The sequence below is a fragment of the Acidobacteriota bacterium genome (assembly GCA_030697165.1).
Taxonomy (GTDB): Bacteria; Acidobacteriota; Vicinamibacteria; order Vicinamibacterales; family UBA2999; genus 12-FULL-67-14b.
In genome coordinates this window covers 227,983-252,753 of the sequence record JAUYQQ010000015.1, presented here as the reverse complement: position 1 = coordinate 252,753, position 24,771 = coordinate 227,983, and the positions used below count along the sequence as shown (strand labels likewise).

Below are 24,771 nucleotides of genomic sequence, written 5' to 3'. Positions count from 1 at the left end.
AGAATCTGGCCGATTGGCGATCCCCACTCGCATCGGCCGGTTCGAGATTCGCGAGCCACTGGGGGGCCGGCGGCATTGGCGTGGGCGATCGGGCCCTCGATCCGGCGACCGGCCACATGCGAAAGGTCGCCGAGTTGGCGGCGCACAGTAGCGAGCACGAGGGAGGGACTCATGGATCAGATTAGCCGTCGCACCTTTGGCTTGGCTCTTGGGGCGGCCGCCGTGGGCGGACCGTTGCACGCGCTCTCGTCGGGCGAGCGCAGGCAGGCCCGGCCCGGGGTCTCGAAACCAGACGAGTTGTGCGACCTGAGCGCCGTGGACCTGGCGACGCGGCTCCGGCGCAAGGACGTGTCGGCACGGGACGTGATGGCCGCACACTTGGCGCGCATCGAGCGCGTCAACCCGAAGGTCAACGCCATCGTGACGCTGGTCGCCGACCGCGCCATGGCCGAAGCGGCCAAGGCCGACGAGTTGGCCGCCCGGGGCGGACCGCTCGGCGTGCTGCATGGATTACCGGTGGCGCACAAGGACCTGGTCGACACCGCCGGCATTCGCACCACCCGCGGGTCGCTGTTCTACAAGGATAATGTCCCGACGCGCGACGCGCTGATCGTGACCCGCATCAAGGCCGCTGGCGCCATCACCTGCGGCAAGACCAACACTCCCGAGCTCGGCGCAGGCTCACAGACGTTCAACCAGGTATTTGGTGCCACGCGCAATCCGTTTGATGTGACCAAGACCTGTGGCGGAAGCAGCGGCGGCGCCGCGGTGGCGCTGGCGTGCGGGATGGTGCCGATTGCCGACGGCAGCGACACCGGCGGCTCGCTCCGCAACCCCGCGGCGTTCTGCAATGTCGTCGGGCTGCGGCCGTCGCCGGGCCGCGTCCCCACTGACAGCACGTCGTGGAGTCCGCTCTCGGTGTCGGGGCCGATCGCACGATCGGTCGCCGACGTGGCGCTGTTCCTCAGCGCGATCGCGATCGCCGATGGGCGCAGCCCGCTCTCGCTGTCGGACGATCCGGCAACCTTCAGGCGGCCGCTGGACCGCAGCTTCAAGGGGGTTCGCATCGCCTGGTGGCAGGGGCTGGGGGGCATTCCGTTCGAACCGGAGATCCGCACGGTCGTGGACGCCAACCGCCGCGTGTTTGCCGACCTGGGCTGCCAGATCGAAGATGCCGAACCCGACTTCACCGGCGTGGACCAGGCATTCCCGACGCTGCGCTATGCCGCCAACCATCCGCGGAACTCGCAGTTGCTCCGCGAACGGCCGGAGTGGGTGAAAGACACGATCAAGTACGAGGCTGCCCAGGCCGAACGCATGACCGGCGCCGACCTGGGGCGTGCCATGGCCAGGCACTCGCTGATGTTTGACCAGAGCCGGCAGTTCTTTGAACGCTACGACTACTTCGTGCTGCCCGTCACCCAGGTCGCGCCGTTTGACGTCACCACGCCGTATCCCACGCAGGTGGCGGGCACGACGATGGCCACGTATCTCGACTGGATGCGCTCCTGCTGGTACGTGACGTTCATGGCGAACCCGGCCATTTCGGTCCCGGCCGGCTTCACGACCGGCGGCCTGCCGGTCGGTATTCAGATTGTGGGCCGTCACCGCGACGATTGGAGCGTGCTGCAGCTGGCCCACGCGTTCGAGGGCGCCACGAACCATCGCCGGCGCCAGCCGGCGGTGCTGGGTCTGTAGGCCGGCCGCTCTGAGTAAACCGGCGCGAATCTGTGGCCTAGCGCCTCGTGATCTCCGCCGCCCGATACAATTCGTCCGCCGACTGCAACGTGATGTTGCGCAGGCGCTCGGGATAGTGCGCCGGCAGGTTCTTCAGGAAGTCGCGCACCGTGTTGGCGACCGCCGGTGACTGGTGCCCGCCGAGCGTGGCGTCGAGCCAGCGCTTGGGGAAGAAAATGTCGCCGGTCTTCTGGATGTCCCACAGCAGGTCGAGGCTCGGCCGCACGTACTTCTCGGAACTGGCGGCGCGCAGCGGGTGGTGCAGGTAGCCCAATCCCTCGAGCACCCACGGCTCGCGGCGCCGGTTCGCCACGTCCTTGAGCGACACGAACCACTTCTCGCGGACAGCGGGATCGGCAGAAAGCGCGGGCATCACGAACGCGAAGCGGCCCTTGCGATCCGGGTTCTCAATCCGCGTGAGCTGGGTCTGGAGGATTTGCTGCCAGTCCGGCACCTGCCGCACCGCGAGCTCGAGCGCCAGCGTCGTGAAGTCGGCCTCGGCGAGCGGCAATCCGGTGACCGCTTCTTCCTTCGCCCACACCTTGCGCAGCCACTCGACGGTACCGGGCGTCTGCGCGACATTACGCAACGTGCCGAACCATGATGCCTTCTGGCTGGGTGTCTGCGCCTGTGCCAGTCCTTCGCGCAGCAGCGATTCAAGCCGCGTCGCGCGGGCCGCCAGTTCAGCGGGCTTCAGGAACCGCCACCACGCCGCTGCGGTGTAGCCCAGGATCCGGGACGTCATCTGCTCGTCGGTTTCACGTGGCAGCGACTGCATCGCCAGATCGACGAACGCCGCCGGCCGGACCTGGCCGTCGAGCAGCGCGTCCCACAGCGTGACCCAGGCGCTGCCGCGCGTCAGCGGATCGTCGATCTCCGGCAAAGACGAGGCCAGGTAGTCGAGCGTGGTGCGGTCGAGCACGAACGAGCCGTAGGCCCAGCCGGCGGCGCTCGGCAGCACGTACGCCGGCGCCGGCTGGCCGACCGCCTGGGGCACGTCCACGCTGGCGCCGTTCAGGTCCACGATCATCATCTCGCGCCCCGAAGGCAGGCCAAGGGCCACCCGTAGTTGCTGCGGCCAGATCAAGTTCCGGTTGCGTGGATCGCGCTGGCGGAACGCCAGGCGCGCGATCTTGCCGTCCTTGAGCTGCAGCTCGGTCTGGATGGCCGGCCGGCCTGGCTGGTCCACCCAGGCACGACTCCACTGCTGCAGGTTCACCGGGGTGCGCGCGTCGAGCACCGTGATCAAGTCCGACCACGTCGCGTTGGCGAAGGCGTGGCGCTTCAGGTAGTCGCGCAGCCCATCCCGGAAGTTGTCGGCGCCGAGCAGCGTCTCGAGGTGCCGCATCACCACCGGCGCCTTCTGGTAGATGATTGCGCCGTACATGCTGCCGGCCTCGTTCAGGTTGTCGAGCACCTGGCGAATGGGATTGGCGCCCGGCGTGCGATCCACCTCGTAGGCGGCCGGGTAGTGCGACAGCAGGAAGCGCAGGTCGTGATTCACTGTCGGGAACGACGGGTTCACGATCTTTGCCGCCATGAAGTTGGCGAACACTTCCTTCATCCAGACGTCGTTGAACCAGCGCATGGTCACCAGATCCCCGAACCACATGTGCGCTGTTTCGTGGGCGATTACCGACGCGCGTCCCAGCAACTGGTTCTGCGTCGCCGACTCGTCGAGCATCAGGCCCGAGGCGTTGTAGAGGATCTTGCCGGCGTGCTCCATGCCGCCGAACTGGAACGCGGGGATCGCCACGAAGTCGAACTTGCCGAACGCGTAGGGGATCGCGGTGTAGTCCTCGAGAAACGCCAGGGCCCGCGCGTGCAGGTCGAAGATGGCCTCGCGGTTGCGCGCGACCTTGCCGGCGTCGGTCTCTCGGTGGAACATCCGGAACGTGCGGCCGTTGCGCTCGGCGGTTTCGATCTTGAAGTCGCCGGCGATGAAGGCCACCAGGTAGGTGGACAGTGGCTGCGTCTCGGCGAACGTGGCGGTTGCGCGCGTGCCGTTGACCGTGCGCGTCAGCTCCGCGCCGTTGGCTGCCGACTGCCACGCCGCCGGATGCTCCAGCGTCATCGTCCACCTGCCCTTGAGGTCGGGTTGGTCGAAGACCGGGAGCGCCAGCCGCGCGCGGGCCGGCACGAACAGGGTGTAGAGGAAATCCTTGCTGCGATTGAGCGAGGCGTCGCCGGCGTTGAAGGTGACGCGCACCGTGTTGGCGCCGGCGACCAGCGAGGCCGCGGGTACGATCAGGTGGCCGTTGACGTAGGCGAAGGGCGACGGCCGGCCGTTGGCCTCGACGGCCTTCAGGTGCTCCCGGCTGGTCTCGAAGTCGATGACCAGCGGTGTCGAGGCGTCTTTCAGGGAGAAGCGGAGGGTGTTGGTGCCGGTCAGCGGCGCCGCAAGGTCCTCGGGGATGGACAGCACCAGCTCATAGCGCAGGTCGCTGATGTTCGCTGCGCGCGCGGTGGCGATTTCGAGAGGTACGCCGGACCCCGGGCTGGCGGTTTGCGCAGCGGCCAGGAGCGGGAAGGACAGGATCAGTGCAAGGCACCCGAAAAATCGCATGACGCCGTTATTCTATGGCGGCCGGAGCCGTTTGCCGCGCGTCTGACTGACAGTCGTAGGGGCGCACCTTAGCGTGCCCAGTCTGGTGGACTCGTAGGGGCGCACTTCAGTGCGCCCAGTCTGAGGAGGCAGCATGATCAGCCGTCGAGAAGTCGTTACTGCCGGGGTATTGGGAACTTTGGCCACTGGAGCCGCCCCGTCGCCGGCGGAAGCCGTGCAGGATGGCCCGGTCATTCGGGCCGGGTTGACGGAGATCAGGCGGGAGATCGAGGAGCTGAGCGGCCATGTGCAGCGTGGCCTGCTTGGTAGCTCGCTCGACCACGGCCGGGTTGGCCAGGTGAAGGGCCGCCTTGAGACCTTCCTGAAGTCGAGCGGTAAGTTCCCCGAGTTCTGCGACATCGGCACCTCGGTGTTTTATGACGTCTACGAGTGGCATGTGAAACACCAGCAGCAGATCAATGTCACCCGGATGGCGGATCAGCGGCTGATGATCCAGTTCATGTTCACGCAGCTGATTTTGCGGTGGGAGAATGACAGCAACTACATCGGCATGCCGTTTGATAGATAGGGCAGAATAGGCGCCATGAAGTCGATCGTCACCCTGATCGCCGGCCTGATCATCGCCTTCGGCAGCACCGGCGCCGCGGCCAGCATCAGCGTGCTCTTCATCGGCAACAGTTTCCTGTTTGGCGCGGGCTCGCCGGTGCGCTTCTATCGCGCCGACACAGTGACGGACCTGAACCACGAAGGCATTGGCGGCGTGCCGGCGCTGTTCAAGTCGTTCACGCAGCAGGCGGGGCTCGACTACGACGTCTCGCTCGAAACCCGCGGCGGCAGCGGGCTCGACTTCCATCTGGCGAACAAGCTCTCCGTAATCGGCTCGCGCGCCTGGGACACCGTCGTCATGCACGGTTTCAGCCTGCTTGATCGCGAGAAGCATCGCGATCCCGCCAAGCTGATTGCCACGACGAAGGCGATGGCCGAGTTTCTGCGCGGCAAGAATCCCAAGGTGGCCATTTACACCATGGCGACCTGGGCGCGCGCCGATCACGTGTACCCGGCGAAGGGCGCCTGGACCGGGCAATCCATTGAAGCGATGGCGCGGGACATTCGCGCCGCGTACGACCAGGCGGCCAGGCCCGCCGGCGTCAAGGCGGTGATCCCGGTGGGCGAGGCCTGGAATCGCGCCATGCAGACGGGCGTCGCCGATCCGAATCCCTACGACGGCATCGACGCCGGCAAGCTCAACCTGTGGACCTACGATGCGTATCACGCCAGCACCCACGGCTATTACCTCGAGGCGCTCGTGATTTTCGGCACGTTGACCGGAAAAGATCCGCGCTCGCTCGGCGACGCCGAGTGTTCAGGATTCGAGTTGGGGATGTCGCGCGCCGAAGTGCGCGCCCTGCAGCAAGTCGCATTTGATCAGCTGGGTAGCGCGGTCACGGCCGCGCCGCTCGTAACGGCCAAGCCGGCGCCCGCGGAGCGCTGTACAATCTCCTGATGCCCAAGCTGACGGTAGAAGGATATGGAACGGTTGACGTGGCGGCCGGCAAGCGCCTGGTCCTCGCGATCGAACAGGATGCCAAGGTAGACATCCTGCACGCCTGCGGCGGCAACGCCCGGTGCACCACCTGCAGAATCGAATTTATCGAGGGAGAGCCGGCCAGGCACACCGTTGCCGAGCAGGAGAAGCTGACCGCGAAAGGGTTGAGCGGCGTCCGGTTGTCGTGCCAGATCCTGTGCGATCACGACATGACGGTGCGCGCGATCAGCCGGTTGGAGGGATCAGGGCGGGCCGACCCCGGTGGTGCGCCAATGGCTGAGATCACGCCACCCGCGCAGTGGATCGAGGGACCGATCGTCTAGGCACGCCGCGTGCCTATTGGGCACGCATCCAGCGGCCGAGCCGTTCCAGGCCCGCTTCGATCGTCGCCGTGTCTCGCACCAGCGGGCCAAACGAGATCCGCACGCCGTTGGTCAGCGACGCGCCAAACCCGCCGCCTGGAACCACCAGGACGCCCGTCGCCTGCAGCGCCTTGGGCACAAAGGCTTCCGCATTGGTGCCGATGTCCACGCAGGTGTAAAGGCCGCCAAACGGCGTAAGCCGCGGTCGCTGCAGGTGCGCGTCAATCGCCTTGAGCGTGACGTCGGCGGCATGCTTGTACATGACGTTGGCGTGGTCGATGTACTTGCGCAGCGATCCATCCGGAATCGCCTGCTTGAGATACCGCGCCATGGCCATCTGCGCGAGGGTGTCGGGGCACAGGATGCTGCACTGCTGCACCCGTTCAATGGCCTCGACCACCGCCGACTGCGCCTCGATCCAGCCAAGCCGCCGCCCGAGGCCGCGTGCCCACTTCGAGTTGGAGTGAATGCCGATCACGTTGGGATGGTCGGCCGGTGACCACGCGTAGTACGCCGGTGGCGCCTGGAAGTACTGGCACTTGTAGGCGAAGTCGATGGCCAGCCACGAACCGGCTTCAGCCGTTTTCGCCAGCATCACGTCGGCCAGCGCCTGCGGCACGACCTGGCTGGTCGGGTTGTCGGGCGCTCCAAACAGCACCAGTTTGGGACGATGGTGATCGAAGAGCCGGGTGAACTCGCGTGCGACGCCGGCGGGATCGGTCTCGGGCAGGTACGACCACGTCTCGGGATCGAGCACGCGCAACCGCACGATCTTGATGCCGGTGGCGGCGAAGGCCAGCTGGCCCTCGTAGTTGGCGTAGGTTGGGTCGAGCAGCATCACCGTGTCGCCCGGATCGAGCAGCGTGCGGAACAGGTCGTGCGTGAGCTGCGTGCTGCCCATGCCGATGGCGATGTGCTGGGCGGCGAGGCGCGGCACGCCGAAGACGTGCTCCTCGAAGCGCGCAATCTGCTCGCGGCACTCCAGGTCGCCGAGCGTGGCCGTGTAGCCGCCACTCTTGTGAAACAGATCCGTATCCGAGACGACCGCCTGGTACGCCTGGCGGAACTCCTCCGGCGCCTCGTGATTGACCCATCCTCCGCCGAACGAGATGACATTGGCGGGATCCAGGCCCATGGCGAGGATGTTCTGCCGCTCGGCCATCTTCATGATTTGGCGGATGGGGGAGGGTGTTGCGAGTTGCTCCCTGACGAGACTCGAGAGACCGGGGCCGGTAGCAGTGTTCATGGTCGCCCGATCATAACCTGACGGGAGGGCACTGCTTGTCGGAAGGGAACCACTGGTCGGGAGGGCACTCCTTGTCGGGGCCGGTGCCGGTGCGACGGCAACTGCCGTTGCGTCAGCGGAACTGCGGTTGCTGACGGCGTTTTGCGAAACGACAACCGGGGTTGTCCGATCTGATCGCTTCGGTGGCCGTCGTCCCTCTGGGCTGCAGCGGCACAGATCCTGCTGTCGATCGAGCATGGCGATCACGACTCACCGCGAGCATACAATCGCGACCGCATCATGAGAATGGACGACAAGTTCGTCCTCGACCGCTACAACTACGAGTTGCAGCGGAAGGAGCACTTGAACGGCTCCCTCACTCTGCCCGTGGCATTGCTCACCGCAATCGGCGGCGCGTGTCTCGCAATGATCCGGTCCTTCACTTTTCAGGAAGACCCGATCACCACCGTCTTCTTCCTGCTGATTATCGCCGCTGGATGGGCGCTCGTGTACTGCGTCGGATTGCTCTTCTGGACGTATCACCGGCAGGACTACGCTTACCTTCCGCTCTTGAAAGACCTGGACAGGTGGGCGGAGGAAGATCACGACTGGCGAAGATATGCCGAGGACAACGGAGCAGATGTGGCCCACGAGCCCGACTTCGCCACCCGGCTTCGGACGGGTATGATTGATGCCGCGGACGCGAACACTCAGAAGAATGATGAGCGGTCCGGATGGCTCCATAAAGCCAGGCAATCGCTCATCAGGGCATTCGTAGCAACGGCACTCGCGGCGATTCCTTACGCGCTAGACCAAGTGAGGGCACAACATGTCGAACAGCTCAACAAAGCCGCAGGCGCCGCCCAAACCGCCCGTCCAGCCTCCGCAGCGCCCCGGCGCGTTCCCGGCCAATAGGATCATTCGTGAGGGCACTTCCGGGAACGTGCGGAAGACTAAGTAGACGTTCAGTTCGAAATCGCTTGCGGACACAGTGGTTTCCTGACCGCGAAGAACCTGTCAGGCACGTAGTTTCCTACCGCCAACCCTTCAGCCCGCGGCTCCGTCCAAGCGACGGGAGAACTCGGGATGTAGGGACGGAGAAGGCTCACCCATGCTGATTGACGATTGGAAGTTCGGGTGGCGGCAACTGATCAAGTCGCCCGGGTTCTCGCTCACGGCCATTCTGACGCTGGGCCTGGCGATTGGCGCCAACACCGCGGTGTTCTCTCTGGTGGATGCAGTAATGCTGCGGCCGCTGCCGTATCCGCAGCCGGACCGGCTCGCCGAGCTGACACTCGTCATCCATCGCAATGGCGCGCGGCTGGGTGAGAACTCGTCGCACACTGGCGCGGTGTGGGAGGCGGTGCGCGATCAGGCGAAGAGCATTGACGCCGCAGTGTTTTCTGGGCTCTCCGCCCGCATCAACCTGGTGGCTGCCAATCAGGCCCTGCCGGTGTTTCCGCAACGCGTGAGCGCCGGGTATTTTGGCGTACTCGGTGTGCCGCCATTGATTGGCCGCGAGTTCTCCCTCGATGAGGACCGCGCCGGCGGACCGGCGGTCACGATATTGAGCGACCGGCTGTGGCGTTCCGCCTTTCGCGGCGACGCCGGCATTGTCGGCCAAACGGTGTTGCTGAAGGGCGAGCCGCACACCGTGGTCGGGGTCATGCCGCCCTCGTTCCGGACCAATTCCGAAGCCGATCTCTGGACGCCGATCCGCCCGTCGCGTTCGGGCGAAGGCAGCGGCCAGAACTACGGCATTATCGCGAGAGTGCGCGACGGCGTGAGCTGGACGCAGGCGGCTGGAGAGGTCGCTGCCGTCGCCGATCCTGCGCTGCAAAGCCGAACCTCGTCGGACGGTGTGACGGCGTCGCATAGTCTGCGGTCCCTGCAAGAGAGCCTGACGGCCGACGTGCGGACGCCACTGTTGTTACTCGGCGCCGCTGTCGGCCTGGTGCTGCTCGTGGCCTGCGTCAACCTGGCGGGCCTGCTGCTGGCCCGCGCCGGCCGACGGACGCGGGAAATTGCCACGCGGCTGGCGGTGGGCGGCGATCGACGCACGGTGGTCCGTCAATTGCTGATCGAAAGCCTGGTACTCGCAGTGTGCGGGGGCGTTGTGGGCTTGGCGCTCGGCGCCGCCGCGATAGCGGCGTTGAAAGCCTCGGCCAGTGACCTGCTGCTCACCCCGTGGGGCGACGTCGGCCTGGATGGCCGCGTGCTGTTCGTGACGATGGCGCTGACGCTGCTGACCACGATCGTCTTCGGGCTGGTTCCAGCGATGCATGCCACGCGCGTCGACGTGCAAGCGGCGCTCGCCGAGGGCGGGACGCGATCGGTCGCGGGCGGCGCGCGCGGGTGGCCCCGCCGTCTGCTGGTGATGGCCGAGGTCGCGCTGGGCGTCGTACTGCTCGTCGGCGCAGGCTTGCTGATTCGAACCTTCATCCACTTGCAAACGCTTCAGCCCGGGTTCGACTCCCGGAACGTCATGGCCGCTTCGGCGTCGCTCGAAGATGCCCGCTACGAGCAGCACGAGAGAGTTCAGCGGTTGTTCGACGACAGCCTGGCGCGCTTGCGCGCGGTCCCCGGCGTGGAATCCGCGGCGGTGTCCCTCGGCCTGCCGTACGAGCGCATTCTGAACATGAGCGCGCAGATCGTTGGTGCCGATGGCCCCGGGGCGTTCCGGGGCGCTTCCCTGACGTATGTGACGCCCGGGTACTTCGAGACGCTGAAGTTGCCGCTGCGCGCAGGACGGTCCTTCTCGGATCGAGACACCGCCACATCGGTGCCGGCCATCGTGATCAACGAAGCCTTTGCGCAGCGCCACTTCGACAACCGCAACCCTATTGGCGAGCGCGTGCTGGTGGCCAACGTCGTGCGTGAAGTCGTGGGTGTCGCGGCCAACGTGCAGCAACGGGGCGGCTTTGGGGACTTCGCGCCGATTGATGTCCTGCCGAGCCTGTACGTCCCGTTCTCCCAGTTTCAGGTGAGCAGCCTGAGGACCTTTCACGGCTGGTTCATGCCGGCGTGGATCATCCGGGCCTCGTCGCCTGGCGCCGTGACCGAACAGGCGGTTCGCCGGGTCATGGCGGAAGTCGATCCGCAACTGCCGTTCGCGGCGGTGCGCGCAGTGGACGAGGTGCGCAGGGCAGCGCTGGCGCGGCAACGGCTGCTGGGAACGCTGGTGGGCCTGCTTGGAGCTGCCGCGCTGTTCCTGGCCGCCATTGGCATTCACGGGCTGATTGCCAGCGGAGTGGCGGAACGCACGCGCGAATTGGGCATCCGCATGGCGCTTGGCGCCACCGTCGGCCAGACCGTCCGCGACGCCGCCTTGCCGGGCGTGCTGATGGCCGTAGCCGGCCTGGTGGTCGGATGCGGCGTGGCGCTGGGTGTGTCGGGCCTCCTGCGCAGCTTGCTGTGGGGAGTGCAGGCTAACGACCCGCTCACCTTTGCCGCCGTCGTCATCACACTGCTGATTGTGGCGCTGGCCGCGAGCGTGCTGCCGGCATTGCGAGTCAGGCGGCTCGACCCGGTGTCACTGCTCAGAACAGAATAGGAGTCGTGTCCGCGACCCCTGCCATTCGCTTCCTGCGAGCCAACCAGGTCTCGTTCACGGAACATCCGTACCGCTACGAGGAGCGTGGCGGCACCGCCGTTTCCTCGCGCGAGCTGGGCGTCGACGAGCACCGCGTGATCAAGACGTTGGTGATGGAAGACGAGAGCAAGCAGCCGTTGATCGTGCTGATGCATGGCGACCGCGACGTCTCGACCAGGAACCTGGCGCGGCAGATTGGCAAGAAGACAGTGACGCCGTGCGCGCCCGATGTCGCGCAGAAGCATTCGGGCTACCTGGTGGGCGGGACATCACCCTTCGGGACGCGCAAGGCCATGCCGGTCGTCATGGAACGGACGATTGCCGACCTGGAACGCATCTACATCAACGGTGGCCGCCGCGGCTTCCTGATCGCGCTCGCGCCCGCCGACCTCGTCCGCGTGCTGTCGCCGACACTCATCGACGCGGCGTTGTAACGGGGCCTGGCACGGTTACGCGCCATTCTGGTGCAGTTTTTGCGCATGTGGCACATACTGAATCGTTTTCGTGTGTAACCGTGCCAGGCCCCGGTACACTGCGTACTCATGACCTTCGCCCGTCAATATCGCGCTGGCCAGTCGGTGGAAGACCACTGCCGGTCGTGCCATGAGGACCGCACCCACACGGTAGTGGTGGTTGACGAAAACGCGCAGCCATTGCGCGTGGCGTGTGATTTCTGTCGCAGTGAGCACAATTACCGAGGTGGCCCCCGGATGGGCGCCGCCGCGCCAGCTCACCTAGTCCGGACCGGCCCAAGCCCCAGCCGCACCCCCAGCGCACCCCTTCCCCTTGTCAGCGAACGTGACAGAACCGCCCCTCCCATGACACACAGCTCAGACTCCCAAGACTTGGAACTGCTGATTCGCCGCATCATCCGCGAAGAAACCGGCCTGACGCCAGTGACGCCGGCCGAGAAGTGGCGGGGCGGTGAGCTGGTGCTGAAGCCGGGGAAGCCTGGCGTGCAGGAGAAGAGCTGGCCGATCGATTCTTTCTTCCACAAGGTGGTGATGCTGCGCAACCGCCTGCGGACGCTCGAGCAGCAAGTGAACGCGTCGGACCTGCCTGACGATCAGAAGGTCAAGATCCAGGGGTACATCACCGGCTGCTACGGTTCGCTGACCAGCTTCAACGTGCTGTTCGCCGACGAAGACGATCGTTTCGTCGGCGCGTCGCAGGATTAGGGCCTGAAGCTGTCCTTGAGCGACACCGTGCGGTTGAACACCGGCGCGCCCTCGCGAGTGTCGGGATCGGTGGCGAAGTAGCCGAGCCGCTCGAACTGGTAGCGGGCGCCCTCGGCGGGACTGGCCAACATGGGCTCGACCTTGCAACCCTTCAATACTTCGAGCGAGGCCGGATTGAGCTCGGTCGTCAGTTCGGCGTTGGCCTTCTCGGCGGCGTCTTCGGGATTCTCGGCCGTGAACAGCCGGTCGTAGAGCCGCACTTCGGCATCGATCGCGTGTGAGGCGGCGACCCAGTGCAGGGTGGCTTTCACCTTGCGGCCGTCGGGGGCGTCCCCGCCGCGCGTGGCCGGGTCGTAGGTGCCGCGCAGTTCCACGATTGCGCCGGTGGCGTCCTTGACCGCGTGGGTGCACGTCACCAGGTAGGCGTTACGCAGCCGCACCTCGCGGCCGGGTGCCAGCCGGAAGTATTTCTTCGGCGGATCCTCCATGAAGTCGTCGCGCTCGATGTAGATCTCGCGCGAGAACGGGACGCGCCTGGTCCCGGCCTCGGCGCGGTCGGGGTGATTCACCATGTCCAGCTCTTCGGACTGGCCCTCGGGGTAGTTGGTCAGCACCAGCTTGAGCGGGCGCAGCACCGCCATCGCCCGGGGCGCACGGCGGTTCAGGTCTTCGCGCACGCAGTGTTCCAGCAGGCCGACGTCGATCACGTTCTCTTTCTTCGCGATGCCGACACGCGCGCAGAAATCGCGGATCGCTTCGGCAGTGAAACCGCGCCGGCGCAGGCCGGAAATGGTCGGCATGCGCGGATCGTCCCAGCCGCTGACGTGCTTCTGCTCGACCAGTTGCAGCAGCTTGCGCTTGCTCATGATCGTGTAGTTCAGGTTCAGGCGGGCGAACTCGTACTGGCGCGGCGTGGCCGGCGTGTCGCAATGCTCGATGACCCAGTCGTAGAGCGGCCGGTGATCGACGTACTCGAGCGTGCAGAACGAGTGGGTGATGCCCTCGAGCGCGTCCGACAGCGGGTGCGCGAAGTCGTACATCGGGTAGATGCACCACGTGCGGCCGGTGCGGTGATGGTCGGCATGCCGAATGCGATACAGCACCGGGTCGCGCATGGTGATGTTGGGCGCGCGCATGTCGATCTTTGCGCGCAACACGTGCGCGCCATCGGGAAACTCGGCCGCCCGCATCCGCCTGAAGAGATCGAGGTTCTCGTCGATGCTGCGGGTGCGATGCGGCGAGTCCTTGCCAGGTGCGGTCAGCGTGCCGCGGTACTCGCGCATCTCGTCGGCGCTAAGCGAGTCGACGTAGGCCAAGCCCTTCTGGATGAGGAGCACGGCAAACCCGTACAACTGCTCGTAGTAGTCCGACGCGTAGTACTCGCGGCCCTGCCAATGAAACCCCAGCCACTCGACATCGTCCTTGATCGAGTCCACGTACTCGACGTCTTCCTTGACGGGGTTGGTGTCGTCGAAGCGCAGGTTGCAGTGGCCGCTGAACTCGCTGGCGACACCGAAGTCCAGGCAGATCGCCTTGGCGTGGCCAATGTGCAGGTAGCCGTTCGGTTCGGGCGGAAAGCGGGTGACCACCTTGCCGCCGTTCTTGCCGGCCGCCACGTCGGCGGCGACAATCTCGCGGATGAAGTCCCTGGATTCGGAGGCGGCGCGCACCTCGGCGGGCGCACCGGTATTCACATCTGGCATAGCTTTCAAACGATCCGATTATCCCACCTTTGCTCTTCAGAGCTACGGTGGGCAGGCTGCAATCCGGAAGAAATGCCGTACTCGGAAGCACGGAAACACTGAAACACGGAAATTGTTCCTCTTTGTTAATTTCCAGAAGAGAGAATTCCGAGTTTCTGTGTTTCCGCGTTTACGTGCGTTGCATTTAGTCCACGGCGCAGGGCGCGCCGGCCAGCATGGCCAGGACCACCAGGGGGTTGCGGCCGCTGCGTGACAGGCTGTAGGTCGTGCCCCTCGGCACGACCGCCACCGCACCGGCCGAAACCGTGAACTCACGGTCGCCGAGTTTCAACCGGCCTTCGCCGCCCACCACATACAACATGCCATCGGCGGATTCGTGTTGCCGGCTGTTCCAGGGATCGCGCACCTGCCAGAGCAGTGCCTGGCCGACGCCGCTGCAGCCGACCAAATTCTCCTTTTGTGGTTCGCGCGCGCTGATGAAATTCTTCTCGATGAACTCCGGCAACGAGACCGTCTTGGGCGCGCCGGGCGGCGGCAGCTTGGGCGCGGCCGATGGCGGCGGCGCCGTCGCCGCGGCAGTGGTCGGTGGCGGTGGTGGTGCCGGTAGCGGCGGAGCCGGGTTCAGCGTGATCGACAACTCCGGCGTCGCAGTGCCGGCGCGCCAGCTGAACTCCTTCTCGAACGTGATGAACCGCTCGTGCGTGAATCGCACGCGATAGGTGCCGGCGCGCAGGCCCTGCACCCGCGTGAAGCCGCCGCCTGGACTCTTGGCCTCGCGGTCGACCGGTCCGGTGATCGTGACGGTGACCCCTTCGATCGAAGTCCCGCCCGGATCGGTGATGAACAACAAGGCGTTGGTGGTTGCGCCGCCCGCGGGCCTCGGTCTCGGCTTCGCGGTTTGCGTGGCCGGCGCCGGCGTGGCTGGAGCGGGCGCCGACGGCGCCTGGAGCAAGGTCAACAACAGGAGGGCGACCATATAACCGATGGTACTACGCCTCCAGCCCCGGCTAAGCGCCGCCGCGAGCCAGCAGCCTCAGCCCTGCGCCAGGCGGTCCCGCAGGTGCCTGGCGACGTCGCTGATGAGGCGATGGACCGAGGCCTCGGCGACCCGGTGGCCGGCGAGCGCGTCCATCGCCCCGCCAACGACGCCAAGGGGCGGGTCATAGCGCCCCAGAAAATCCAGCTGCGTCTCGGTGGCGGTCAACGGATACACCGTGAGCTCCGCGCTCATGAGCGGAAACAATTGCGGATGCTTCGCGGCTTCCCACGACACCGGAATGCGCGTCAGCGGTCCGCCCAGGGGCCCGGCTTCGTCCGTGATCGTGCCGATGCTGACGATGACCTCGGCGGCCACGTCCACGCCGGCGATGGTCACCCGCAACTCGGCCGCCACGGAGCGGGCGCGAACCGCTGCGGTTCTGGTGGCGGCGCGAAAGATCTCGCCTGGGTCGGCGGCCAGCGCCTCTCGCACCTTCGCGTAGGGATGATTGACGTAGTCGTAGCTTCGGATCTCTTGACGTGGCATCGGCCGCCCTCGCAGTGGTGTGAGCGGGGGCATCATAGCAGAGGCGGGGGCGAGCGCCTGTACCGTGTCGTAGGCGAACGGCAACGGTATCCACTCCCTAGCCGGGCATGTAATCTTCGGGCTCGGTCACCAACAGGACGCAACAGCCGGTGTCGGTGCGCAATTCGCCATGATCGCTGCCGCCGTCAGCATGGTGAAAATCACCGGAACCGATGGTGCGTCCGCACGCAATCAGGGTGCCGGAGATCACGTAACACTCCTCGTCCGTACCGTGGTGATGGGCCGGGAACACCGTGCCGGGCGCGACGTCCAGCAGCAAGGTGGCGATCCCGCGCCGGCGATCCATGGCCAGCACCTTCATGCGAATGCCAGGCACCGGGTGTGGCAGCCAGTCGTCCTCAGAGGCCAGGCGAAACGAGAACCCCGGGGGCACATCGTGCTGGCGGACACGCGACATCAGCCGCGCTCGGACTTCCGGAGCCGGTTCACCGCCGTCGGCCTCCCGCGCCAGCGCCAGGGTCAGCCGATCGTCGAAATCGACGTCATCGTCCGAATGTTCACTCATGCTTCGCCAGGTGCTCCCGTAGTGCGATCATTCCGGATCGGATTCGCGTCTTTACCGTCCCGAGCGGCAGGCCGAATCGGGTTGCCAGTTCCGATTGTGTCCAGCCCCAGTAGTAAGCCTGTTCGATCAGCACACGCTGCTCGTCTGGCAATCGTCCAAGGGCACCCACGACGCCCGCTTGCTGCTGCCCTCGCACGGCCGCCTGCTCCGGCGAGTCGGGGGCCATGGGCGTAGCGGCGGCCTCATGGGTCCGCTCACGAACGTGGTTGGTCCGGACGCGATCGATCGCACGATTGCGGGCCAGCCGCACGAGCCAGGCCGCTGGAACCCCGAGCGCCGGATTATACGAATGAGCCTTGGACCAGACCGAATAGAAGACCTCCTGTAGGATTTCTTCCGCTTCGGCGCGGTCTCTCACGATTCTCAGCACCAGGCCGAACAGCAGGCGGCCATGCCGGTCGTACAAGGCCGCCACGGCATCCTCTTGGCCTGCGGCGACCTGTTCGAGAAGCTCCCTGTCCTTTGCCTCAGAAGATTGCCGTTCCGTCACGTGCACGGTGACCGAAAGTCTAACAGATCGGCGAGATCGGTCCGCCAACAGCGCTGCCAGCTTTTGGCCTTACAAGGACTAACGGCTGAGCGGCTCGTTTGGATTGGCTCAGCTGGCCGGGCCGCTCCAATCCATCCTGGCTCGGTGCCCGTTATACCCATATCCGCTCGACTGCGGACCTGGGAGGAGCCCTACATGCGTTCACGCGTTCTTGGAATTGCTGCAGTTTTTGGTGTCGCCCTGGCTGTCATGCCGGGCCGGGCCTCGAGCCACCGCGAGGCGCCGCTCACGGCGCAGGACCCGATGGCCGACAACACCGACGTCTACGCCTGGGTGGCGTCTGACGAACCGGACAAGGTCACCCTCATCGCCAACTTCATCCCGTTCCAGAACCCGGACGGTGGGCCCAACTTCTACTCGTTCGACCCGAACGTGGTCTACGAGATCCACATCGACAACAACGGCGACGCGGTCGAAGACATCACCTTCCAGTGGCGCTTCACGACCGAAATCCGCAATCCGGCGACCTTCTTGTATAACACCGGCGCCGTGACCAGCCTAGACGATCCCGATCTCAACGTTCGACAGTTCTACCGGCTGGTTCGCATCGACGGACCGCGCCGCACCGGCACCGTGACCGAACTGTCGGGGCGCCTCCCGGTTCCCCCGCCCAACATCGGACCCCGCTCGACGCCGAACTACGGCGGCATTGGCGGCGGCATTCAGCAACTGGCCAACAACACGCGCGTGTTTGCGGGTCAGCGCGATGAGGGCTTCTACGTCGACCTCGGAATCTTCGACCTGCTCGGCGTCGGTTCGGGCGTGGTCCAGGACAGCACCGCCGGGCTTAACGTCAGTTCGCTGGCGCTTCAGGTGCCGAAGTCCGCTCTGGCGCGCAGCGGCCAGATGCCGTCCGGCGCCACCGATCCCAACGCCATCATCGGCGTGTGGTCCACGGCCAGCCGCTTCGCGACCCGCACCCTGACCCCGGGCGGCCAGACCCACAGCGGCGCGCTGGTCCAGGTCTCGCGCCTGGGCAATCCGCTGGTGAACGAGGCCGTGATCGACCTCGCTCGCAAGGACGCCTTCAACGCCATCGAGCCGACCAGCGACGCGGTCGCCCTTGATCGGGTGACCGACCCGGAAGTGCCGAAACTGCTGAAGCTGATCTTCAATGTCGATTCGCCACCGGCTCCGCGCAACGATTTGGTGACGATCTTCCTGACGGGCATCGCCGGCCTTAACCAGCCCGCCAACGTGCGGCCCGCCGAGATGCTGCGCCTGAACATGATGATTCCGCCCGCCACCGCATCGTCTTTCAGCCGGCTCGGTGTGCTCGGTGGCGACGTGGCCGGCTTCCCGAACGGCCGTCGTCCCGGCGACGACGTGCTCGACATCGTGCTCCAGGCGGCCGCGGGTGCGACCCCGCTGACGCCGGCTTTCAGCCGCTCGCCGAATAACGCGCTTGGCGACGGCGTCAACAGCAACGACGTGCCGTTCCTGTCGTCGTTCCCGTACCTCGGCATTCCTCACGCCGGCAACCGGTAAGTAGAATCGTGAATCGCTGGCTGGTTCCCTCCGCCGCCATCGTGGCCATCACCTTCGTGGTGGTGGCCACGGTGCGTGACGCGCGTCAGACCTCGGCCGCTCCCGTCGCCGTGGCGGCGGCCACGCTGCCCAGCGTCGGGACGTCGCGCGCCCAGTTGGCCGAGACGGTCTCCGCCATGACCGCGCGGCTGCAGGCTCATCCGGACGATGGCGCAGCGGTGATTCGGCTCGCGGACGCGCTGCTCCGGCTTCAGCGCGTGAATAACGACGCCCGCGCGGTCGACGAAGCTGAGACCCGCTTACGAACGTTCCTTGCCGCGCAGCCCGACCACTACGAGGGGCAGCGGATGCTGGCGGCGGTGCTGCTCTCGCAGCATCGCTATGGCGCCGCAATCGCGCAGGCGAACAAGGTGCAGGCGATGGATCCCCGCGACGCGTGGAACTACGGTGCCCAAGGTGACGGCTATCTCGAACTTGGCGACTACCCGCGGGCGTTTGCGGCCTTTGACACCATGGGCCGGTTGCAGCCCGGTCCGCCGGCCTACGCGCGCGTGGCCTATGCGCTCGAACTGCAGGGGGACTTGGATGGCGCGCTGGAATACATGCAGCGCGCCGCCGACGGCACCTCCCCGAACGACAGCGAGGCCCAGACCTGGCACTACGCGCAGGTGGGCGAGCTGTGGCTGCTCAAAGGTCGCCTGGGCGACGCGAAGCGCGAATTCGAACGCGCCGCGGCGACCTTTCCGAAGCACCCCCTCGCGCACGCTGGTCTCGCCAAGATCAAGATCGTCGAGGGTGACTTAAAGGGCGCGCGGCTGGTGTTCCAGGCGCAGCTCGCGCAGGGGCCTACCGCCGACACCGCCGCGATTATCGGTGACCTGTCGGCTGAACTCGGGGACCAGGCGACGGCGGCTCAGTACTATGCGATGGCCGAGCAACTCGAGCGTTCGGGCTGGACCGAGGGGGCCCGCCAACCGGAGCGCCTGGCGCGGTTCCTGGCCGAGCGCGGCCGCAACTTGCCCGAAGCGGTGGCCCTGGCCGAAGAAGCGGCGGCGACCCGGCGCGACGTGATGACGCTCGATACCCTGGCGTGGGCGTATTTCGGAGCCGGCCGAATAGCGGAAGCCCGTCGAGCTTCAGACGAAGCGCTGCGCCTCGGCACCCGTGATCCACGGCTGCTGTATCACGCAGCGGCAATCGTGACGGCGTCCGGTGATCACGCCGAGGCGACCGCCCTGATCGAGCGCGTCGTTGCTCCCGATGCCGTTGCCGATGTGCTCGTGGCGCGGGGTATCAAGGCTCTGCGGAAACACTAGCGTCGCCGGCCATCCCTCACCTGGGGTGAGCCAATAGCCGAAGCCAGCACACCCCCGGCATGGCGGGCATCTTGCAGCCTCGTTCCTCGCGTCCAATCGAGAGTGGCTGCGCTGCCCAGAAAGGGGAGCGCAGACCCGCTTCGGACGCTAGGAGCAGCTGTGATGACCACCGAACTCGACCGTTTCTACGAACTCGCCGATGACATCGGGATCGCGATGCTGACGACGCGTCGGGCAGATGGCCACCTGCGCTCACGGGCCATGGCCAACCAGAAGCGTGCCGCTGGTGCGGATCTCTGGTTCGTTACCACCGAGGGCGCCGACAAGTTGCGCGAGATTGACGACGATGCACATGTCAACCTGGCGTACTTTCGCGACGGCAGCATGGAGTGGATCTCGGTGTCGGGAATTGCCGTGATCTCCCGGGATCGCGCCAAGATTCGAGAGCTCTATGCCGAAGATTGGAAAATGTGGTTCGGTGATGACGGCGACTCGCGTCACGGCACTCCGGACGACCCACGAATGGTCCTGATCGGCGTCACCGCTCATGCCGTGGAATTTCTGGAAGTGAACAAGCCCAAGCCGTTCGTGCTGTACGAGTTGGCCAAGGGCTGGCTCACCAACACGCCGCCTGAGCTGGGAACCATGCACGAGCTGACCGAGCCACGGCGCCCCACCGAGACTTAGTGTCATGTCCGCCAGCGACACCAGCCCTTCGACAGAAGGGGCAGTCTCCTCCGTCCCCGCTCCGGCCGGCCGCCTGGAGCAGGGGCCGATCCGGCTCGCCGCGACTGTGTTCGTGCAGTACGGCTTGATCGCCCTTGCGATCCGTTACGTCACCGATCGGAATTTCGCGGGCGTGGTCATCGTGAACGTGCTCATCGCGTTCACCAGCTGGCACATCACGCGGGGGATCGCCCAGGCGCATACCCGTATCGAACAGCTCGCCTACGTGATCGGGGGCACGACGGGCGCCGTCGCGGCCGTCTATTTCTCGTGACCACGGTGCGTCACCCGCGCCCGGACGTTAGGCGCCTGGCTTCACCTTCGGGAAGACCTTCGGCTTCTTGCCCTTGTAGTCGCCAAGGCCGCAGAACGCCATGACGTTGTATCCCTTGGATTCGAGTAAGGCGGCCGCACGGGCCGCCCGGCCACCGCCGTTTCAAGCGGTGATGATGGCCTTGTCTTTGGGCACCTCAGCGAGCCGCTTCTCGAGCTGGCCGAGCGGGATGTTGACGTAACCCTCGAACGTGCCGAACTCCTCCAGCTCTTTCGGCTCACGCACATCGAGGAAAAACACCTGTCCCTTCTCCACGAGGGTCATGACATCGTCCGCGGCCATTCGTTGGGCCTTGGGTTGAGCTGACGAGGTGGCGGGCGGCGCCGCCGCTTGCCGAGCCGTGGTCACTAACGGGATCACGAGGAAGGTAGCGAGCACAAGTAGCCGTCGCATTCGGGCCTCCGTATCGAAAGATATTATCCCGTCTTCGACGGCAACGCAGCATCCGCGCCCGCTGAGCCACGGACTGAACACAGCCACAGATTGATCACAGATTAGACACCGACCGGCCGGACCCGCGAGCGGCCTCCGGCCGCGGGAGGATCCAGCAACCCGAGGATCGAAAGAGTTGTGTCGTTCGTCCTCTTTCGATCTCGGGTTGCTGGATCCTCGCTTGACGCCGGGCGTGCCCGGCGTCGCGGGTCCTTAACTGATCAGAATCGGTGATTAATCGGTGTCTAATCGGTGGCTGTGTTATTTGGCCAGCAGCGCGAGCAGTGCCCAGCCGGTAGTTGAGATGCGCTGGGCGTAGCTGATCTGGCCTGCGGGCCGGGTGGTCTCGGGCCAGCTGCCGTCGTCCTGCTGTTGCGACTCGATGAACGCCTTGCCCTTGGCGATCGCCTCCAGCAACTCCTCTGGCCGGTACGTCGACCGCGCGATTCGCGGCTCCACGTTGAGCGCACTGAGGGCCAGCACTGCCAGGGCGGTGTCGAACACCTGAGGCGGCGCGGTGGCGTCGGGCCCCCAGCCGCCGTTCGCCGCCTGGCCGGTGCGCACGAGGCTGAGCGCCGAGCGGCGCAGGCCATCGGCCATGACGTCGCCGGTGAGATCGAGCGCGAGCAGCAAGGACGATGCTTCGAATACGGTCTCGACCGTCATCCCCCGCAGCCAGCGGTCGGCCTGGACGATCGTGAAGTGGTCAGGCAGCATGCCGGACGCAATCAGCGACGTGCGCGCCGACCAGGTCGCGAGAATCGTGCCGTAGGTCGCGGGGGAGCCGAGGCCCTGGGATTGGTCGAGCTCCCAGGATCCGTTGGCGGCCTGCTCGGCGACCAGCAGCTTCGCGGCGGCTTCCAGGTCGGTGCTGGCGGCCTTGCCGTGCCGCTCGGCGACCGCCAGGGCGCTGGCCAACTGCACCCGCGCGAGGCGCTGGTCGGCGAAGCCGCTTGGCGTCTTGTCCTGATCCCACGTCGCCGGCTTCTTCAGGAAGTTGAGCGTCTCGTCCAACGAATCGCCCACGTCGTAGCCACGCGCGCCGGCTTCGAGCAGCGCACGGATGGCATCGCCACTTCGCCAGTTCGACAGAGACGCACGCAGGAAAACGACCCCCTTGGCAATGACGGGAGACGAGACGGCGGGTTGCCGCCTCACCACAGGCCCGCCTTGCCAGTCACCGAGGCGATCAGCTTCGCCGGGTCGTAGCCAATGCCTTGCTTGAAGACCGTCTCGACCTTGCGGATGTCGGCGATCGTTGCGGCAGGGTTGCCGTCAATCACGACGAGGTCGGCCTGCTTGCCGACTGCCAGGCTGCCCACGCGGGCGTCGCGCCCCAGGTAGCGTGCGCCGTTCAGGGTCGAGATCGAGATCGCCTCGAGTGGCGTGAAGCCGGCGTCCACGAACAACTCGACCTGGCGCTGATTGGCAAAGCCGGGGATCACGCCGCCGCCACCGGTGGGATCGGTGCCGGCAATCAGCAGGCCGCCCGCCCTGGCGAAGGCGCGTTCGAGCGCCATGCCCTTGGGAAACAGCGTCGTGTAGATCGATTCCCTGTTCTGGGCGGTGCGCGCGTAGTTCTGTTCGAACTGCTCGCGCAGTTGCGGCGTCAGCACCTCGAGGCCGGGCGGCTTGGGCCGGCCCGGCGTAAACGTCTCGAAGACCGTCAGCGTCGAGGTCACCGCGACGTTGTGGTCGATCAGGGTCTTGACCAGCGCCTTGAACGGCGCGCCGTTCTCATCAAGGGCAGCGATGGACTTCTGCCCGACGCCCTGACCGGGGCAGGTGTCCGGTTTCTTGTCCGTGACGAAATCTGTGGCCGCGAAGAACCCGTGCTCGAGGTTGTCGATGCCGAGTGCCGCGGCTTCGGCATAGGTCACCGAGCACAGGTGGCCGGTGACCTTGATGCCGCGGCGGTGGGCCTCGTTAACCGCGGCGGCCAGCTCGCCGCGCGTGATCTGCATGTAGAGCTTGAGCGACGTGGCGCCCTCGTCTGACCAGTACTGGACCTGCCGGCGCGCGTCTTCCGGTCCCTTGAGCGTGCGCATCTGGATAAACGAGTTGGGCCCGTTCAGGTACGGCGCGGTTGCGTCGATGGCCGGCCCTGGCTTCTGGCCGCTCTCGATCAGCTTCGCCATGTTCAGGTCCATGAAGCCGTTGACGTTGCCGCCGGTGCGCATGGTGGTCACGCCGCCAGACAAATAGAGCCGCGAGAAGCTCTCGCCCAACTGGCCGTACACGCCAGGACCGTTCGGGTAGTAGAGGTGCTCGTGCACCATCACCAGCCCCGGAATCACGCTCTTACCGGTGAGGTCGATGGTGGTCGCGCCGTCAGGTATCGCCACGCGACCGAAGTCGCCCATCGCGGCGATGTTGCCATCGCGAAGGACCACGGTCTGGTCCTCGCGCGGCGCCGCGCCGGTGCCGTCGATCACGCGGGCGTGCGTCAGCACAATGACCGGGGCGTCGGTCGTGATGTACGCCCTGACGGCCGGCGCGAGTTCCGGCCGCTGCGCGGTGATGTCGTAGGTCGTGGCCGCCGTCGCCATCAGCGCCAGCGCCACGGGTGCGAATCTCATGGTTCCAGATGTTACCCTCGACGCTTCGCGGAGTCAGGCCAGAGGTGGACGTGTGTGTATAATGTCCGTTCCTGTCGCTTAGATAGCCAATCTGCGCAAATTTCGGCAACGGACCAGGGACATGACCACCATCCGCCAACTGCGCACGTCGTTCCTCGTCGCCGCCCTCGCGTTGCTCACCGGGACGGCTTCGTCCGACGGGCTGGCGGGTGCCGAGCGCCTTGGGATTCAGCGCACGCCCAACGGCTACCGCGTGCCGGTCTACGGCATGTCGTTCACGCGTAATGCTGAGGGCACCCTGGGCACCGAGTGCGCGCGGCTGACGGCGCCGCAGCTCGAGGCCGCCCGGTTCAGGCCCGCAGTCAGCCGGGCCCTGATGGTCAGCTACCCGCACGCCACGATCCAGGCCGCCTCGGGCGCGACCTTCACCATCATCTACACCGACGCCGAGGGCACCGGCTTCAACGACCCGGCCCGGGGCGCCGCACGGAAGGCCGCGATGCAGGCGTCTGTGGCGGCGTGGTCGGCGGTGCTGCAGGGCACGGTGCCAATCGTCGTCGACGCGAAGATGGAGACCCCGGAAGACCCGGAGAGCACCTTGCTGGCCTCGGCCGGCCCGATTGACTTCTTCGACCTCGATGGCGTGGCCGTGCCGAGTGCCCTGGCCGCGCAGGTCCGTAACCGCAGTCTCAACAACGGCGGGGCAGACATCCAGGTCCTGGTCAACGAGACGGTCGACTGGGATTACGCCATCAACGGCGCCGCGGCTCCAGGCAAGGCCAGCTTCGTCTACACGATGATTCACGAGGTCGGCCACGGACTCGGCTTTCTCGACAGCTTTGATGTGTCAACCGGCCAGCTGATGAATTCGATTCCGTTTCCTTACGACGTGTTCGTGAATCGCGGGTCCGCGGGAGCCGATGTCGTCGCCAACCACGGCCCCGAGCAGGTGCTGGCGGACCTGACGAGCAACGACCTCTTTTTTAGTGGCCCCAAGGCGGTCGAGGCCAGCGCCAGGTCGATCCGGCCGCTGCCGATGGTGAAGTTGTACGCGCCCGATCCGTATGAGCCGGGCTCCAGCATCGCGCACCTGGACCAGGACACCTACGCTGACTTCAAGACCGGGCTGATGACGCCGCGAGACTTCGGCTCTGGCACCAACAAGATCGACATCCTTACCCTGGGCATCATGGCCGACATCGGCTACCAGCTCGTTCCCGGTGCGGCAACCGCACGCACGCCCCGTCGATAGCGCGGCAGCGTCTCGACCGCGTACGGGCGTCAACT

23 protein-coding genes are annotated in these 24,771 nt (G+C 66.1%); 13 read left to right on the top strand and 10 right to left on the bottom strand.

The window, feature by feature from the left end:
* The first annotated feature begins 171 nt into the window (after positions 1 to 171).
* Positions 172 to 1,698 carry an amidase gene (locus Q8T13_14780; protein MDP3719025.1) on the top strand — a complete coding sequence of 509 codons (1,527 nt, stop codon included), beginning with the start codon at positions 172 to 174 and terminating at the stop codon, positions 1,696 to 1,698.
* 37 nt (positions 1,699 to 1,735) lie between these two features.
* Here the strand turns inward: Q8T13_14780 and Q8T13_14775 are convergent, their stop codons facing one another.
* Positions 1,736 to 4,303 (bottom strand): M1 family aminopeptidase, encoded by a 2,568-nt coding sequence (locus Q8T13_14775; GenBank protein ID MDP3719024.1) that lies wholly within the window; start codon positions 4,301 to 4,303, stop codon positions 1,736 to 1,738.
* A 133-nt stretch (positions 4,304 to 4,436) separates the two neighbouring features.
* On the opposite strand from Q8T13_14775, the gene Q8T13_14770 reads away from it, so the two are divergent.
* From Q8T13_14770 to Q8T13_14760, 3 genes are read left to right on the top strand one after another with little or no spacing between them, the layout of a single operon-like run.
* Entirely contained in the window at positions 4,437 to 4,871 is a 435-nt protein-coding gene (locus Q8T13_14770) for a hypothetical protein (protein MDP3719023.1), read from the top strand.
* 15 nt (positions 4,872 to 4,886) lie between these two features.
* Entirely contained in the window at positions 4,887 to 5,807 is a 921-nt protein-coding gene (locus tag Q8T13_14765) for a PEP-CTERM sorting domain-containing protein (protein ID MDP3719022.1), read from the top strand.
* Positions 5,807 to 6,172: a 2Fe-2S iron-sulfur cluster-binding protein gene (locus tag Q8T13_14760; GenBank protein ID MDP3719021.1), complete on the top strand. Its 366-nt coding sequence runs from the start codon at positions 5,807 to 5,809 to the stop codon at positions 6,170 to 6,172. Before Q8T13_14765 ends, Q8T13_14760 begins: the two co-directional genes overlap by 1 nt.
* Before the next feature lie 13 nt (positions 6,173 to 6,185).
* Here Q8T13_14760 and Q8T13_14755 read toward each other — a convergent pair whose 3' ends face one another.
* A complete protein-coding gene (locus tag Q8T13_14755; GenBank protein MDP3719020.1) occupies positions 6,186 to 7,457 on the bottom strand; it encodes a pyridoxal phosphate-dependent aminotransferase in 1,272 nt (423 codons plus the stop codon).
* A gap of 279 nt (positions 7,458 to 7,736) precedes the next feature.
* On the opposite strand from Q8T13_14755, the gene Q8T13_14750 reads away from it, so the two are divergent.
* From Q8T13_14750 to Q8T13_14735, 4 genes are all read left to right on the top strand, one after another.
* On the top strand, positions 7,737 to 8,351 hold the full coding sequence (locus Q8T13_14750; GenBank protein ID MDP3719019.1) for a hypothetical protein: 615 nt from the start codon (positions 7,737 to 7,739) through the stop codon (positions 8,349 to 8,351).
* A gap of 196 nt (positions 8,352 to 8,547) precedes the next feature.
* Entirely contained in the window at positions 8,548 to 10,989 is a 2,442-nt protein-coding gene (locus Q8T13_14745) for an ABC transporter permease (protein ID MDP3719018.1), read from the top strand.
* Positions 10,986 to 11,462 carry a Cys-tRNA(Pro) deacylase gene (gene ybaK / locus Q8T13_14740; GenBank protein ID MDP3719017.1) on the top strand — a complete coding sequence of 159 codons (477 nt, stop codon included), beginning with the start codon at positions 10,986 to 10,988 and terminating at the stop codon, positions 11,460 to 11,462. Before Q8T13_14745 ends, ybaK begins: the two co-directional genes overlap by 4 nt.
* 411 nt (positions 11,463 to 11,873) lie before the next feature.
* On the top strand, positions 11,874 to 12,206 hold the full coding sequence (locus tag Q8T13_14735; protein ID MDP3719016.1) for a hypothetical protein: 333 nt from the start codon (positions 11,874 to 11,876) through the stop codon (positions 12,204 to 12,206).
* Here Q8T13_14735 and Q8T13_14730 read toward each other — a convergent pair.
* The 5 genes from Q8T13_14730 to Q8T13_14710 all read right to left on the bottom strand — a co-directional run bounded on the left by Q8T13_14730 (position 12,203) and on the right by Q8T13_14710 (position 16,555).
* Positions 12,203 to 13,909 carry a glutamine--tRNA ligase/YqeY domain fusion protein gene (locus tag Q8T13_14730; protein ID MDP3719015.1) on the bottom strand — a complete coding sequence of 569 codons (1,707 nt, stop codon included), beginning with the start codon at positions 13,907 to 13,909 and terminating at the stop codon, positions 12,203 to 12,205. The genes Q8T13_14735 and Q8T13_14730 overlap by 4 nt on opposite strands.
* Before the next feature lie 184 nt (positions 13,910 to 14,093).
* On the bottom strand, positions 14,094 to 14,885 hold the full coding sequence (locus tag Q8T13_14725) for a carboxypeptidase regulatory-like domain-containing protein (protein MDP3719014.1): 792 nt from the start codon (positions 14,883 to 14,885) through the stop codon (positions 14,094 to 14,096).
* A gap of 57 nt (positions 14,886 to 14,942) precedes the next feature.
* Positions 14,943 to 15,434: a hypothetical protein gene (locus tag Q8T13_14720; GenBank protein ID MDP3719013.1), complete on the bottom strand. Its 492-nt coding sequence runs from the start codon at positions 15,432 to 15,434 to the stop codon at positions 14,943 to 14,945.
* Between the two features lie 97 nt (positions 15,435 to 15,531).
* Positions 15,532 to 15,999 (bottom strand): cupin domain-containing protein, encoded by a 468-nt coding sequence (locus Q8T13_14715; GenBank protein ID MDP3719012.1) that lies wholly within the window; start codon positions 15,997 to 15,999, stop codon positions 15,532 to 15,534.
* Positions 15,992 to 16,555 carry a sigma-70 family RNA polymerase sigma factor gene (locus tag Q8T13_14710; protein MDP3719011.1) on the bottom strand — a complete coding sequence of 188 codons (564 nt, stop codon included), beginning with the start codon at positions 16,553 to 16,555 and terminating at the stop codon, positions 15,992 to 15,994. Before Q8T13_14710 ends, Q8T13_14715 begins: the two co-directional genes overlap by 8 nt.
* 189 nt (positions 16,556 to 16,744) lie before the next feature.
* Here Q8T13_14710 and Q8T13_14705 point away from each other — a divergent pair, with 189 nt between their 5' ends.
* The 4 genes from Q8T13_14705 to Q8T13_14690 all read left to right on the top strand — a co-directional run bounded on the left by Q8T13_14705 (position 16,745) and on the right by Q8T13_14690 (position 20,413).
* On the top strand, positions 16,745 to 18,097 hold the full coding sequence (locus Q8T13_14705; GenBank protein MDP3719010.1) for a DUF4331 domain-containing protein: 1,353 nt from the start codon (positions 16,745 to 16,747) through the stop codon (positions 18,095 to 18,097).
* Between the two features lie 8 nt (positions 18,098 to 18,105).
* A complete protein-coding gene (locus tag Q8T13_14700; protein MDP3719009.1) occupies positions 18,106 to 19,413 on the top strand; it encodes a tetratricopeptide repeat protein in 1,308 nt (435 codons plus the stop codon).
* 162 nt (positions 19,414 to 19,575) lie between these two features.
* Positions 19,576 to 20,100: a pyridoxamine 5'-phosphate oxidase family protein gene (locus Q8T13_14695; protein ID MDP3719008.1), complete on the top strand. Its 525-nt coding sequence runs from the start codon at positions 19,576 to 19,578 to the stop codon at positions 20,098 to 20,100.
* A 4-nt stretch (positions 20,101 to 20,104) separates the two neighbouring features.
* Entirely contained in the window at positions 20,105 to 20,413 is a 309-nt protein-coding gene (locus Q8T13_14690) for a hypothetical protein (protein ID MDP3719007.1), read from the top strand.
* Positions 20,414 to 20,575: 162 nt separating this feature from the next.
* On the opposite strand, the gene Q8T13_14685 is transcribed toward Q8T13_14690, so the two are convergent.
* From Q8T13_14685 to Q8T13_14675, 3 genes are all read right to left on the bottom strand, one after another.
* The gene (locus Q8T13_14685) at positions 20,576 to 20,866 is read right to left on the bottom strand and encodes a hypothetical protein (GenBank protein ID MDP3719006.1); all 291 of its coding nucleotides are present in this window, start codon (positions 20,864 to 20,866) and stop codon (positions 20,576 to 20,578) included.
* 300 nt (positions 20,867 to 21,166) lie between these two features.
* The gene (locus Q8T13_14680) at positions 21,167 to 22,063 is read right to left on the bottom strand and encodes a prenyltransferase/squalene oxidase repeat-containing protein (GenBank protein MDP3719005.1); all 897 of its coding nucleotides are present in this window, start codon (positions 22,061 to 22,063) and stop codon (positions 21,167 to 21,169) included.
* Entirely contained in the window at positions 22,060 to 23,484 is a 1,425-nt protein-coding gene (locus Q8T13_14675; GenBank protein MDP3719004.1) for an amidohydrolase family protein, read from the bottom strand. Before Q8T13_14675 ends, Q8T13_14680 begins: the two co-directional genes overlap by 4 nt.
* Positions 23,485 to 23,605: 121 nt before the next feature.
* Between Q8T13_14675 and Q8T13_14670 the strand changes: the two genes are divergently transcribed.
* A complete protein-coding gene (locus Q8T13_14670) occupies positions 23,606 to 24,736 on the top strand; it encodes a hypothetical protein (GenBank protein MDP3719003.1) in 1,131 nt (376 codons plus the stop codon).
* The last annotated feature ends 35 nt before the right edge of the window (positions 24,737 to 24,771 follow it).

Bases quoted from the DNA above. Each gene is read 5' to 3' on its own strand.
- Q8T13_14770 (MDP3719023.1), top strand. From the start codon at position 4,437: ATGATCAGCCGTCGAGAAGTCGTTACTGCCGGGGTATTGGGAACTTTG.
- Q8T13_14720 (MDP3719013.1), bottom strand. From the start codon at position 15,434: ATGCCACGTCAAGAGATCCGAAGCTACGACTACGTCAATCATCCCTAC.
- Q8T13_14725 (MDP3719014.1), bottom strand. From the start codon at position 14,885: ATGGTCGCCCTCCTGTTGTTGACCTTGCTCCAGGCGCCGTCGGCGCCC.
- Q8T13_14685 (MDP3719006.1), bottom strand. From the start codon at position 20,866: ATGCGACGGCTACTTGTGCTCGCTACCTTCCTCGTGATCCCGTTAGTG.
- Q8T13_14765 (MDP3719022.1), top strand. From the start codon at position 4,887: ATGAAGTCGATCGTCACCCTGATCGCCGGCCTGATCATCGCCTTCGGC.
- Q8T13_14745 (MDP3719018.1), top strand. From the start codon at position 8,548: ATGCTGATTGACGATTGGAAGTTCGGGTGGCGGCAACTGATCAAGTCG.
- Q8T13_14755 (MDP3719020.1), bottom strand. From the start codon at position 7,457: ATGAACACTGCTACCGGCCCCGGTCTCTCGAGTCTCGTCAGGGAGCAA.
- Q8T13_14695 (MDP3719008.1), top strand. From the start codon at position 19,576: ATGACCACCGAACTCGACCGTTTCTACGAACTCGCCGATGACATCGGG.
- Q8T13_14775 (MDP3719024.1), bottom strand. From the start codon at position 4,303: ATGCGATTTTTCGGGTGCCTTGCACTGATCCTGTCCTTCCCGCTCCTG.
- Q8T13_14780 (MDP3719025.1), top strand. From the start codon at position 172: ATGGATCAGATTAGCCGTCGCACCTTTGGCTTGGCTCTTGGGGCGGCC.
- Q8T13_14750 (MDP3719019.1), top strand. From the start codon at position 7,737: ATGAGAATGGACGACAAGTTCGTCCTCGACCGCTACAACTACGAGTTG.
- Q8T13_14670 (MDP3719003.1), top strand. From the start codon at position 23,606: ATGACCACCATCCGCCAACTGCGCACGTCGTTCCTCGTCGCCGCCCTC.
- Q8T13_14760 (MDP3719021.1), top strand. From the start codon at position 5,807: ATGCCCAAGCTGACGGTAGAAGGATATGGAACGGTTGACGTGGCGGCC.
- Q8T13_14730 (MDP3719015.1), bottom strand. From the start codon at position 13,909: ATGCCAGATGTGAATACCGGTGCGCCCGCCGAGGTGCGCGCCGCCTCC.
- Q8T13_14705 (MDP3719010.1), top strand. From the start codon at position 16,745: ATGCGTTCACGCGTTCTTGGAATTGCTGCAGTTTTTGGTGTCGCCCTG.
- Q8T13_14675 (MDP3719004.1), bottom strand. From the start codon at position 23,484: ATGAGATTCGCACCCGTGGCGCTGGCGCTGATGGCGACGGCGGCCACG.
- Q8T13_14690 (MDP3719007.1), top strand. From the start codon at position 20,105: ATGTCCGCCAGCGACACCAGCCCTTCGACAGAAGGGGCAGTCTCCTCC.
- Q8T13_14715 (MDP3719012.1), bottom strand. From the start codon at position 15,999: ATGAGTGAACATTCGGACGATGACGTCGATTTCGACGATCGGCTGACC.